Below are 12693 nucleotides of genomic sequence, written 5' to 3' on the forward strand. Positions count from 1 at the left end.
GCGAAGGGGAGGGTTGGGGAGGGGTGCTTTGGCTTTGGCTTTGGCTTTGGCTTTTGCCCCGCTACAACCACAAGAAGCAAAGATCAGTACCCCGCCGCCTGCCCGTCCTTGCGGCTCTCCGAAGCGCCGTAGTAAACGCCGCTTTCCGGGTCACGCATGATCGCCTGATAGCCACCATAAGGGCCATCGGCAAACACCACGCGATGCCCCTTGCGCATCAAACTGCGTACCGTCTCGTAGGAAAACCCGGTTTCCAGATTGACCTCGCCACCATCACGCATCGCCGTGGCCTGTCCGGTCGGTTCGGTCGAACCTTCATGCTGGATGCGCGGCGCATCGCCGGCTTCCTGCAGGTTCATGCCGAAGTCGACCAGGTTCATCACGATCTGCGCATGCCCTTGCGGCTGCATCGCACCGCCCATCACCCCGAAGCTGGCGAACGGCTTGCCATCCTTGGTGATAAAGGCAGGAATGATGGTCTGGAACGGCCGCTTGCCCGGTGCATAGCCATTGGGATGATCCTTCTGCAACACGAACATCTCGCCCCGGTCCTGCAGGATGAAGCCCAGCCCCGGCGGTGCCATACCACTGCCCATGCCGCGATAGTTGGACTGGATCAGCGACACCATCATGCCCTCGGCATCGGCCACGGTCATGTAGATGGTGTCGCCCTCCTCCAACTGCCTGGGCGTGCCCGGCTGAACTTCCTTCAACGCCTTGTCCATCGAGATCAGGCTGCGGCGCTGCGCGGCGTAGTCCTTGGAAATCAGCCGCTGTACCGGTGCCGGCGAGAATGCCGGGTCTGCGTAGAAACGGGCGCGGTCGGCGAAAGCGAGCTTCTTGGCTTCGACGAACAGATGGATGTGCTCGGCCGAGCCAAATGGAATCTTCGAGAAGTCATAGCCCTCCAGCACATTGAGGATCTGCAGCGCGGCAATGCCCTGGCTGTTCGGCGGCAACTCCCACACATCGTAGCCACGGTAATTGCTGCTGACGGGCTCGACCCACTCGCCCTGGTGAGCAGCCATGTCCCCGTAGCTCAGATAGCCGCCATTGGCCTTGAAGTAGTCACCAATGCCACGAGCGATGTCACCTTTGTAGAACGCATCACGGCCGCCATCGGCAATCTGCTGCAAGGTGTCTGCAAGATTCGGATTGCGCCACATCTGCCCTTTGCGTGGCGCATGCCCATCGATGGTGAACTGCTCCTTGAAGCCCGGATACTGCGACAGCTTGGGCACCGAGCGATCCCAGTAATAGGCGATGACCTCCGACACCGGATGCCCTGCGCGCGCATAGGCAATTGCCGGCGCCAGATTCTCAGCCATCGGCTTACGCCCGAAGCGCTCGTGCAAGGCGAACCAGCCATCCACCGCCCCGGGCACCGACACCGGCAATGGTCCGGTCGCGGGAATTTCCTTCAGACCACGCCGCTGCAGCTCTGCCAACGTCAACGAACGCGGTGAACGGCCCGAGCCGTTGTAGCCATGAAGCTTCTGCGTCTTCGGGTCCCACACGATCGCGAACAGGTCACCGCCAATGCCATTGCCGGTCGGCTCCATCAATCCCAGCGCGGCATTGGCAGCGATGGCTGCGTCCATCGCCGAGCCGCCACCCTTCATCACGTCGAGCGCGATCTGCGTGGCCAGCGGCTGTGACGTGGCCGCCATTGCATGCGGCGCGATGACTTCCGAACGGGTGGCGAATTCATGACCGGTGATACGGTCTGCGGCAAACGCCGTTACCGACACCGTAGATAGAGCAAGCAACAACGCGGTACGCAGCATGGCAGACAACCAGCAAGGGAATGGCTGGACGATAGCCCAGCCACCGCGCTGACGCACGCCTTGCGCATGTGCCTTGTCCTGAACTCCCCGTCACCTTGGCGCTCAAACCAGCCAAGCTGGACCACAGGCATCGGACTGTCTTTGTGGGAGCGGCGTCAGCCGCGAAGCAAGGACATCATCAGACGAAGAGGTTCGAGCAAGCTCAGCTTCGCGGCTGACGCCGCTCCCACAGTAAAACAGCAAGCTTGCAGACCACCGCGTGCAACCCAGCCCTACATCCGCGCAGACGCCATTCCAATCAAGCTGGCGGCCTCGTGTCCGCCGCCGGGCCCGCTACTGATCTGCTCCAGCAGGCCGCGCGTCTCCTGGTCTGGATCCAGGCCCAGCTCCTGCCGCAGTACCGATTCGAATCGCTGGTAGACATTCAGCGCCGCAGCACGCATGCCGGTGCCAGCATGGGCCCGCATCACCCGCCGGGTGTGTGCCTCATTCCAGGGATCACGCTGACTCAAGGCATTGGCCAGCTTTATGGCCGACTCCCAGCGTGATGCCTCCAGCATTCCATCGCAGCAGCGCGCCGCCGCGTCGAGCAACTGGACGTCCAGCAACTGCCGGGTGCTCGCCAGCCAGCTCTGGAAGTTGGAATCGGCAATGTCCTCCATTCCATCCAGGAACACCCGCTGCTCGGCCATCAGGTGAGCCGACTCACACGGCATCTGCTGCAGCAGATCGACATCGAACAGTGGCTCACTGCCACGCATCAGCCCAACCGCCGAGCGCTCGATGCGCAGAATGCCCTCCCCCAGTGCCAGGGTGCAGAAGCGATTGAGGTTGCTCAGCACCTGGCGCAGGTTGGTCAGGGCGCTAGTCTCACCCAGGCTTGGCCACAACAACGCCGCCAGCGCTGCCCGCGAATGCATGCGGTTGGACTCGATCGCCAGGTAGCCGAGCAGGGTCCACCCCTTTCGATAGATCAGCGGTGCCGGCAGCCCAACCCCCTGGCCCATCAGCTGCACCAGACCTGTCATCGGCCCGCCGCTGGGTCCGTCACAGCGGTGCGCGCCTGCACACGTGATGTCCTGTCCCGTTGATTGCATCATGGCTTCCTTCCTCCGGCCGGCCCAGAAAAGAGCCTCTTACTTCCTAAACCGGCAAAAGCGGGGCAATCCAATCATCACCGGACAAAACTTCTCTCCCGGGCCAATCCAGGGTGCCGGATTGGCCCGAATCCGCGCAATCCAGCCTCAGCAGACGCTTGTACGCGTAGGTTTCAGCCGCAACCATGCCGCCACGGCGGGGCTTACGCGCCGAATCCAGAAAATCACACCTGCAAGCGTTGACACGCACCTGCCTGCGGTGGTTATCTCGACTAATGCTGCAACGCCACAACACCACCGCCAACACGCTTTCGACCCCGGCTCACGCCGCGGCGTCGCTGCTTGTACTCGTACTTATTACCGAACCTACAGGGGCGGGGCGAGCTGGCGCGTAGCAGAAAATGCCAGATTCGAACAAAGACCCCGCACCGGCCCCGGCGCGGGGTTTTTCGTTTCCAGCTTCTATTTCATCTGAAACCATGTACCCGACCCCAGACACCTCCAACAAACACACCGCCAACGCCGCCTGCCGCAGCGCTGCGAGCTGCATGGTGTCTGCCCCGCCCGCCCCGGCCGCTGCGTCCTGACGCAACGGCCGTTTTTATTTCTGCCTGACTCTCTTCATTGCAAGGAAACCAAGCACCATGAGCACCAACGAACTGCCCCAGATCAAAATCGCCGTCGTCGGTTACGGCAGCCAGGGCCGCGCCCATGCCATGAACCTGCGTGAATCCGGCTTCGACGTGGTTGTCGGCCTGCGCGCCGGCGGCCCCACCGAGGTCAAGGCGCAGGCCGATGGCTTCACCGTCAAGAGCCCGGCCGAAGCGGTCAAGGACGCCGACCTGGTCGCCGTGCTGACCCCGGACATGGTGCAGAAGAAGCTGTACAACGAGGTGCTGGCGCCGAACATGAAGCAAGGCGCCTGCCTGCTGTTCGCGCACGGCCTGAACGTGCATTTCGGCATGATCGAGCCGCGCGCCGACCTGGACGTGGTGCTGGTCGCGCCGAAGGGCCCGGGCGCACTGGTGCGTCGCGAGTATGAAATCGGCCGCGGCGTGCCGTGCATCTACGCGGTTTACCAGGACAAGAGCGGCAAGGCCGAGCAGTTCGCGCTGGCCTATGCGGCTGGCCTGGGCGGCGCCCGCGCCAACATCATCAAGACCACCTTCAAGGAAGAGACCGAAACCGATCTGTTCGGCGAGCAGGCGGTGCTGTGCGGCGGTGCTTCCTCGCTGGTGCAAGCCGGCTTTGAAACCCTGGTGGAAGCCGGCTACCAGCCGGAAATCGCCTACTACGAAGTGCTGCACGAACTGAAGCTGATCGTCGACCTGTTCTACGAAGGCGGCATCACCCGCATGCTGGAGTTCATCTCCGAGACCGCGCAGTACGGCGATTTCGTCAGCGGCCCGCGTGTCATCGATGCCTCGGTGAAGGCACGCATGAAGGACGTGCTGACCGACATCCAGAACGGCACCTTCACCAAGAACTGGGAAGCCGAGTACGAAGCCGGGCTGCCGAACTACAAGAAGTTCCAGCAGGCAGACATGGAACACCCGATCGAGAAGGTGGGCAAAGAGCTCCGCGCCAAGATGGTTTGGCTGCAAGCACAGACTGCGTAATCCGCGGTCCCCCACCCGCAACTGGCAAAGGTCGCTGCATGAACACTTCCACCCCCGGTGCGCCCCGTAACGGCGCACGCTGGCTGACGCAGGCCCTGGAAGCCGAAGGCGTGCAAACGCTGTTCGGCTACCCGGGCGGCACCATCATGCCGTTCTACGACGCATTGGTGGACTCCAGCCTCAAGCACATCCTGGTACGACACGAGCAGGGCGCCGCGTTGGCCGCCAATGGTTATGCCCGCGCAAGCGGCAAGGTAGGCGTATGCGTGGCCACCTCAGGCCCGGGCGCGTCCAACCTGGTCACCGGCATTGCCGATGCCATGCTCGACTCGGTACCGATGGTGTGCCTGACCGGCCAGGTCGCTACCCCGCTGCTGGGTACCGATGCGTTCCAGGAACTGGATGTGTTCGGCATGACCTTGCCGATCGTCAAGCACAGCTGGTTGGTGCGCAGCGTTGATGAGCTGCCGCACGTGGTTGCCGAAGCCTTCCGTGTCGCCCGCGAAGGGCGGCCCGGTCCAGTGTTGATCGACCTGCCCAAGGACGTGCAGCTGGGTGATGCCTCGCACCTGCCCGATCACGTGCCGGCCTCGGTGGATCCGGTGCCGGCACCTTCAGCCGAACGCCTGGCTGCAGCGGTGGAAATGATTGCCGCTGCTGAGAAGCCCGTGATCTACGGCGGTGGCGGCATCGGCCTGGCCGATGCGGTTGGCGAGTTCCGCCACTTCGTCGAAAGCTCGGGCATCCCGACCGTACTGACCCTGCGCGGCCTGGGTGCACTGCCGGCCAACCATCCGCAATACCTGGGCATGCTGGGCATGCACGGCACCCGCGCCGCCAACATGGCGGTGCAGGAGTCGGACCTGCTGATCGTGGTCGGTGCCCGTTTCGATGACCGCGCCACCGGCAAGCTGGCCGAGTTCGCCCCGTTCGCCCGTGTCATCCATCTGGATGCCGATGCCTACGAGATCTCCAAGCTGCGCGCGGTCGACATCGCCATTCCCGGCAACGTCAAGACCGGCCTGCAGGCACTGACCAGCATCCGTAGCAGCTGCAACAGCTGGCGCGCACGTTGTGCCGCCAACCGTGAGAAGTTCGCCGCCCGCTATGACGCCCCTGGCCATGATATCTATGCACCGGCGCTGTTGAAGCGGCTGAGCGAAGTTGCACCTCCAGATACCGTGATCGCCTGCGATGTCGGCCAGCACCAGATGTGGGTAGCGCAGCATTGTCGCTTCAATCACCCGCGCAATCACCTGACCTCCGGCGCACTGGGCACGATGGGCTTCGGCCTGCCGGCGGCGATGGGCGCGCAGTTCGCCTGCCCTGACCGCACCGTGGTGCTGGTCTCCGGTGATGGCAGCTTCATGATGAACGTACAGGAGCTGGCCACCATCGCCCGCTGTCGCCTGCCGGTGAAGATCGTGTTGTTGGACAACTCTTCGCTGGGCATGGTCCGCCAGTGGCAGGAGTTGTTCTTCGCCGAGCGTTACAGCGAGATCGACCTGTCCGACAACCCGGATTTCGCCGCGCTGGTGCAGGTGTTCGGCATCCCCGCCACCCGAATCACCCAGCGTGCCCAGGTTGAAGATGCACTGGCCGCCATGCTGGATACGCCCGGCCCGGCGTTCCTGCACGTGTCCATCGATGCACGCGCCAACGTGTGGCCGCTGGTGCCACCCAACAACGCCAACAGCACCATGCTGGACAGCAACCCAGCCCATGCCAAGGCAGCGCAGGAGAGTTCCAATGCAATACCGGCTTGACCTGGTGCTGAAGCCTGCCGAAGGCGCGCTGGTGCGCGTGATCGGCATGGTCGAACGGCGCGGCTTCGCCCCCAGCAACATCGCCGGCAACCGCAATGCCGACGATGCCGGCCGCTGGCACGTGCAGATGGACATCCATGGCACGCGCCCGCCGGAAACCCTGTGCCACCAGTTGCAGAAGGTCTACGACTGCGAATCCGTGCGGCTGGTACCGGTAGCAGGTGCCAGCGTATGAGCAGCGATGTAAGTGGCGTACCGGTAGTACGCCGCCGCAAACCACGGAGGCGTCTTCTTCGACGCGAACTGCCGACAGCGGGTTCGCTGGTATCCGGTGACGGCCACGTACATGCCTGACCGTGGCCGCGCCGTCGCAGTTGCAGCACCCGCTGACGTCCTGAACGTCAGCGTTGCCGACGTATTGGCCGCGCAGGCACGCCTGCGCCGTTTTCTGCCGCCTACCCCGCTGCACTACGCAGAGCGTTTCGGCACCTGGCTCAAGCTCGAAAACCTGCAGCGCACCGGCTCCTACAAGGTGCGTGGCGCCTTGAACGCGATGTTGGCTGCGCTGGAGCGCGGCGACGAGCGCCCGGTAATCTGCGCTTCGGCCGGCAACCATGCCCAAGGCGTGGCCTGGGCCTCGCACCGGCTGGGCGTGCAAGCCATCACGGTGATGCCGCATGGGGCACCGGCCACCAAGATTGCCGGCGTCCAGCATTGGGGCGCCACCGTGCGTCAGCATGGCAACAGCTACGACGAAGCCTTCGCCTTCGCCCGCGAGCTGGCCGAACAGAACGGCTACCGCTTCCTGTCCGCCTTCGACGACCCGGACGTGATCGCCGGCCAAGGCACGCTGGGCATCGAGTTGGCGCCGCATGCACCGGATGTGGTGATCGTGCCTATCGGCGGTGGCGGCCTGGCCTCGGGCGTCGCACTGGCCCTGAAATCGCAGGGCGTGCGCATCATTGGTGCGCAGGTCGAAGGCGTGGACTCGATGGCGCGTGCGATCAAGGGCGATGTGCGCGAAGTTGATCCGGTCCCGACCCTGGCTGATGGCGTCAAGGTCAAGATCCCAGGCTTCCTTACCCGCCGCCTGTGCGCCAACCTGCTCGACGACGTGGTCATCGTGCGTGAAGCCGAGCTGCGCGAAACCCTGGTGCGGCTGGCGCTGGAAGAACACGTCATCGCCGAAGGTGCTGGCGCGCTGGCGCTGGCCGCGGGCCGCCGGGTCTCCGGAAAGCGTAAGTGTGCGGTGGTATCCGGCGGCAACATCGATGCCACGGTATTGTCGACCTTGTTGTCTGAAGTCCGCCCCAGCCCACCACGCAAACCTCGACGGCGTAACGCCGAACGACTTAGAAGCCGTGTCGTTGCATCGACACAGCGCAGCACCAAATCCGAATCCCCCCAAATTTCCGTTACCGCCGCAGTCGAGGAGACCCTCTGGTGAATACTCCAACCAACAACACCCCGCGAATTACCATCTTCGACACGACCCTGCGCGACGGTGAGCAATCACCCGGCTGCAGCATGACGCCACCACAGAAGCTGGTGATGGCAAGGGCGCTGGCGGAACTGGGCGTGGACGTGATCGAAACCGGTTTCCCCGCAAGTTCGCAGTCCGACCGCGAAGCCATGGCCTTGATCGGCCGCGAGGTACGACAGCCGGTCCTGGCCGTGCTGTCGCGCTGCCTGGCCGGCGATATCGAAACCTCGGTCAAGGCCCTGGAAGCCGCAGCGCGCCCGCGCCTGCACGTGTTCCTGTCCACCAGCCCCCTGCATCGCGAGCACAAGCTGCGCATGAGCAAGGAGCAGGTACTGGAATCGGTGCACAAGCATGTGAGCATGGCGCGCGGCTATCTGGATGACATCGAGTTCTCCGCCGAAGACGCGACCCGCACCGAGCTGGACTTCCTGACCGAAGTCACCCAGGTCGCCATCGCCGCCGGTGCGCGTACCATCAATCTGCCCGACACCGTAGGCTTCACCACGCCGGAAGAAATCCGCGCGATGTTCCAGCACGTGATCGCCAATGCCGCCGGTGCCGACAAGGTCATCTTCAGCACCCACTGCCACAACGATCTGGGCCTGGCCGTGGCCAACTCGCTGGCCGCCATCGAAGGCGGCGCGCGGCAGGTGGAAGGCTCGATCAACGGCATCGGCGAGCGCGCCGGCAACTGCGCCCTGGAAGAAATCGCGATGGTGCTGAAGGTGCGCAACGCCTTCTACAACTTCGATACCGGCTTCGACACCCAGCGCATCGTGCCCACCTCGCAGCTGCTGCAGCGCCTGGTCGGCATGCCGGTCCAGCGCAACAAGGCCATCGTTGGCGCCAATGCCTTCGCGCATGAGTCCGGCATCCACCAGCACGGCATGCTGCGCAACCGCAACACCTACGAAATCATGCGTCCGGAAGACGTGGGCTGGGAATCCTCGCAGATGGTACTGGGCCGCCACAGCGGCCGCGCCGCGGTCGAGGCGCGCCTGCGTGCGCTGGGCTATTGGCTGGAAGAAGAAGAACTGAAGCTGATCTTCGAGCAGTTCAAGGCGCTGTGCGAACAGCAGCGTGTGGTCACCGACGCCGACCTGCAGACCCTGATGCAGGGCACTTCCAGCAGCGACGGCTACCGACTGGCCTCGATGACCATCAGCGATGTCGGCAGCCGCGCCAATGCGCTGGTCGAGCTGTCCGATCCGGAAGGCAACCGCGTGGCTGAAACTGCGCAGGGCGACGGCCCGGTCGATGCGCTGTTCTCGGCATTGTCGGCCGCCACCGGCGTGCAGCTGACGCTGGACAGCTACCACGTGCACAGCGTCGGCATCGGCGCCGATGCGCGCGGCGAAGCCAACCTGAGCGTACGTCACGAAGGCGAAATCCTCGAAGGCACCGGCACCAGCCGTGACATCATCGAAGCCAGCGCGCTTGCCTGGCTGGATGTCACCAACCGCCTGCTGCGCCAGCGTGAAAGCAGCACCACCGAGGAAGCCGTCAGCGCCTGACCGCGACGGCAGAACATAGGCAACGGAACGAACCAATGAGCTCCGCACCCAAAACCCTGTACGACAAACTGTGGGACGCGCACGTAGTCGTTCCCGAATCCGACAGCGCGCCGGCCGTGCTGTACGTCGACCTGCACCTGATCCATGAAGTCACCTCGCCGCAGGCCTTCACCGAACTGCGCGAGCGCGGCATCAAGCCGCGCCGCACCGACCGCACCAAGGCGACGATGGATCACTCCACGCCGACCCTGCCGGCCGGCCCGGATGGCAAGCTGCCCTATGCCAGCAAGGCCTCCGAAGCGCAGGTCGAGACGCTGGCGAAGAACTGCGCCGAGTACGGCATCGAGCTGTTCGATCTGTCTTCGGCCAACCGCGGCATCGTCCACGTCATCGCCCCGGAGCAGGGTTTCACCCAGCCGGGCATGACCATCGTCTGCGGTGACAGTCACACCTCCACCCACGGCGCATTCGGCTCGCTGGCCTTCGGCATCGGCACCAGCGAAGTCGGCCACGTGCTGGCCACGCAATGCCTGTTGCAGCGCAAGGCCAAGACCATGGCAATCACCGTCGATGGCGAGGTTGCGCCGGGCGTGGGCGCCAAGGATGTGGTGCTGCATATCATCGGCGTGATCGGTGTCAACGGTGGCACCGGCCATGTGCTGGAATTCCGTGGCTCGGCGATCCGCGCGATGGACATGGAACAGCGCATGACCCTGTGCAACATGTCGATCGAAGCTGGCGCGCGCGCCGGCATGGTGGCGCCGGACCAGATCACCTTCGACTGGGTCGCCAAGACCCCGCGCGGCCCCAAGGGCGCCGACTTCGACAAGGCCGTGGCGTACTGGTCCTCGTTGAACAGCGACGAATGCGCACGCTTCGATGTCGAAGTGCAGATCGATGCCGCTGATATCCGCCCGACCCTGACCTGGGGCACGCACCCGGGCACCGCGATTGCGGTTGATGCGCCGATCCCGGCTGCCAACGATGCCGCCGCGCAGAAGGGCCTGGACTACATGAAGTTCGAAGCCGGCCACAGCTTGATCGGCACGCCGGTGGATGTGGTGTTTGTCGGTTCCTGCACCAATGGCCGCCTGAACGACATGCGCGAAGTGGCGCAGGTGCTGCGCGGTCGCCGCGTCGCCGACGGCGTGCGCATGCTGGTGGTGCCGGGCTCGGAGATCGTCAAGCGCGATGCCGAGGCCGAAGGCATCCATGAGATCGTGCGTGCTGCCGGTGCCGAGTGGCGCGAGCCGGGCTGCTCCATGTGCATCGCCATGAACGGCGACCTGGTCGCACCCGGCCAGTTGGCAGTCAGCACCAGCAACCGCAATTTCGAAGGCCGCCAAGGGCCGGGCTCGCGCACCCTGCTGGCCTCGCCGATGAGTGCGGCTTGGGCAGCAGTGAATGGCCGTGTTGCTGATACCCGCGAGTTGTTTGCCAAGGAGGTGGCGTGATGGCCGCACTGACCACGATCACCTCGCGCAGCGTGGTGCTGCGCCAGACCAATATCGATACCGACCAGATCATTCCGGCGCGTTTCCTGTCCACCACCGAGCGTGCCGGCCTGGGCAAGAACGCGTTCAATGACTGGCGCTGGCAGGCCGATGGCGCGCCGAATGCCGACTTCGCCTTCAACCAACCGCACAACCAGGGTCGCGCCATCCTGTTGGCCGGGCGCAATTTCGGCTGTGGCTCCTCACGTGAACATGCGCCGTGGGCGCTGACCGATCTGGGCCTAAAGGCAATCGTCAGCAGTGAGATCGCCGACATCTTCCGCAACAACTCGCTGAAGAACGGCCTGCTGCCGATCGTGCTGGACGAAGCCGATGTGCAGGCGCTGATGCAGAACCCGGATGACGAACTGACGGTGGATGTCGCAGCGCGTGAGCTGCGTACTTCCAGCGGCAAGACCTATAGCTTCCCGCTGGATGGTTTCTCGCAGACCTGCCTGCTGGAAGGCGTGGATCAGCTGGGTTGGTTGCTGGGCCGGGTCGATGAGATCGAGCGGTATGAGGCGGCGCGCGTAGCGTGATGCTTCAATCCTTCTCCCTCTGGGAGACAGTCCGGCAGGATTGCCGGACTGCACGGCGCAGCCGCCCGTAAGGTGAGGCACATGGATGTGCCGAATGCAGGTGCCCCGAAGGGGCGGATGAGGGTAGGGGCGAAGCCACGCAGTTAAGTAGTGCACCGTAGCTCCCTACCCTCACCCCAACCCCTCTCCCGCAGGGAGAGGGGCTTCAAACAAAACAAACAGCAACTGGAACCCTTACATGCAAGCCAACATCGTCGTACTGCCGGGTGACGGCATCGGTCCAGAAATCACCGCCGTTGCCGTCGACGTGCTCAAGGCCATCGCAAGCCGTTTCGGCCACAGCTTCAGTTTCAGCGAGCATGACATCGGCGGCATCGCCATCGACAATCATGGCGAGCCGCTTCCGGCAGCCACGCTGGACGCCTGCAGCAAGGCGGACGCGGTGCTGCTCGGCGCCGTTGGTGGCCCGAAGTGGTCCGACCCGAATGCCAAGGTCCGCCCGGAACAAGGCCTGCTGGCGATCCGCAAGGCACTGGGCCTGTACGCCAACCTGCGCCCGGTGCGCACCCACCCGGCTGCGCTCAACGCCTCTCCGATCAAGCCCGAACTGCTCAAGGACGTGGACTTCGTGGTGGTGCGCGAGCTGACCGGCGGAATCTACTTCGGCGACAAGAGCCGCGATGCCGACAGCGCCAGCGATCTGTGCCGCTACACCGTGGTCGAGATCGAGCGTGTGCTGCGCAGCGCCTTCCGCCTGGCCCAGCAGCGCCGCGGCAAGCTCACCTCGGTGGACAAGGCCAATGTGCTGGAAACCTCGCGTCTGTGGCGTGACATCGCCACACGCATCGGCCGCGAAGAATTCCCCGATGTGGAACTGGAGCACCAGCTGGTCGATTCCATGGCCATGCATCTGATCGCCAAGCCGCGCGTCTACGACGTGATCGTTACCGAAAACATGTTCGGCGACATCCTCACCGACGAAGCGTCGATGCTGGCCGGGTCGCTGGGCCTGCTGCCTTCCGCTTCGTTGGGCGAACAAGGCAAGGTCGGCATCTACGAGCCGATCCACGGCTCGGCACCGGATATCGCCGGCAAGGGCATCGCCAATCCTTATGCCACCATCTTGAGCGCGGCGATGCTGCTGCGGCATTCGCTGGGACTGGAGGCTGAGGCTGCGGCAATCGAGCAAGCGGTCAGCACCGCACTCGATGGCGGTCATTTCACCGCCGACCTGGCCGCGCAAGGGCAGGCGCTCAACACCCAGCAAGCCGGGCTAGCCGTGCTTGCACAGTTGAACTGATGTAACCGGACGCGGCCCTTGGCCGCGTCTTTTTTTTGCGGGCTGTTCCCGCCAGGTGGATACCACGCCGTTTCTTCATTGGACCTGTCGTTTCA

Annotated in this window: 10 protein-coding genes; 8 read left to right on the forward strand and 2 right to left on the reverse strand. The window is 64.2% G+C overall.

Annotated elements, in window-relative coordinates:
- Positions 1 to 83: 83 nt before the first annotated feature.
- Together ggt and ACVOLL_RS03940 are read right to left on the reverse strand one after the other, a co-directional pair.
- Positions 84 to 1787 carry a gamma-glutamyltransferase gene (gene ggt / locus ACVOLL_RS03935; protein WP_481511691.1) on the reverse strand — a complete coding sequence of 568 codons (1704 nt, stop codon included), beginning with the start codon at positions 1785 to 1787 and terminating at the stop codon, positions 84 to 86.
- A 272-nt stretch (positions 1788 to 2059) separates the two neighbouring features.
- Positions 2060 to 2887 carry an AfsR/SARP family transcriptional regulator gene (locus ACVOLL_RS03940; protein WP_481511692.1) on the reverse strand — a complete coding sequence of 276 codons (828 nt, stop codon included), beginning with the start codon at positions 2885 to 2887 and terminating at the stop codon, positions 2060 to 2062.
- Between the two features lie 641 nt (positions 2888 to 3528).
- Between ACVOLL_RS03940 and ilvC the strand changes: the two genes are divergently transcribed.
- From ilvC to leuB, 8 genes are all read left to right on the forward strand, one after another.
- On the forward strand, positions 3529 to 4503 hold the full coding sequence (ilvC, locus tag ACVOLL_RS03945; RefSeq protein WP_481511693.1) for a ketol-acid reductoisomerase: 975 nt from the start codon (positions 3529 to 3531) through the stop codon (positions 4501 to 4503).
- Between the two features lie 38 nt (positions 4504 to 4541).
- Entirely contained in the window at positions 4542 to 6269 is a 1728-nt protein-coding gene (gene ilvG / locus ACVOLL_RS03950) for an acetolactate synthase 2 catalytic subunit (protein WP_481511694.1), read from the forward strand.
- The gene (locus tag ACVOLL_RS03955; RefSeq protein ID WP_057632948.1) at positions 6253 to 6504 is read left to right on the forward strand and encodes an ACT domain-containing protein; all 252 of its coding nucleotides are present in this window, start codon (positions 6253 to 6255) and stop codon (positions 6502 to 6504) included. The genes ilvG and ACVOLL_RS03955 overlap by 17 nt, the downstream gene beginning before the upstream one ends.
- A 111-nt stretch (positions 6505 to 6615) precedes the next feature.
- Positions 6616 to 7716: a threonine dehydratase gene (locus ACVOLL_RS03960; protein WP_481511695.1), complete on the forward strand. Its 1101-nt coding sequence runs from the start codon at positions 6616 to 6618 to the stop codon at positions 7714 to 7716.
- Positions 7713 to 9266: a 2-isopropylmalate synthase gene (locus tag ACVOLL_RS03965; protein WP_481511696.1), complete on the forward strand. Its 1554-nt coding sequence runs from the start codon at positions 7713 to 7715 to the stop codon at positions 9264 to 9266. The genes ACVOLL_RS03960 and ACVOLL_RS03965 overlap by 4 nt, the downstream gene beginning before the upstream one ends.
- Before the next feature lie 35 nt (positions 9267 to 9301).
- On the forward strand, positions 9302 to 10720 hold the full coding sequence (gene leuC, locus ACVOLL_RS03970) for a 3-isopropylmalate dehydratase large subunit (protein WP_481511697.1): 1419 nt from the start codon (positions 9302 to 9304) through the stop codon (positions 10718 to 10720).
- On the forward strand, positions 10720 to 11298 hold the full coding sequence (gene leuD / locus ACVOLL_RS03975) for a 3-isopropylmalate dehydratase small subunit (RefSeq protein ID WP_481511698.1): 579 nt from the start codon (positions 10720 to 10722) through the stop codon (positions 11296 to 11298). Before leuC ends, leuD begins: the two co-directional genes overlap by 1 nt.
- Positions 11299 to 11536: 238 nt before the next feature.
- On the forward strand, positions 11537 to 12598 hold the full coding sequence (leuB, locus tag ACVOLL_RS03980) for a 3-isopropylmalate dehydrogenase (protein WP_481511699.1): 1062 nt from the start codon (positions 11537 to 11539) through the stop codon (positions 12596 to 12598).
- The last annotated feature ends 95 nt before the right edge of the window (positions 12599 to 12693 follow it).

This window comes from Stenotrophomonas sp. STEN035, assembly GCF_056759935.1.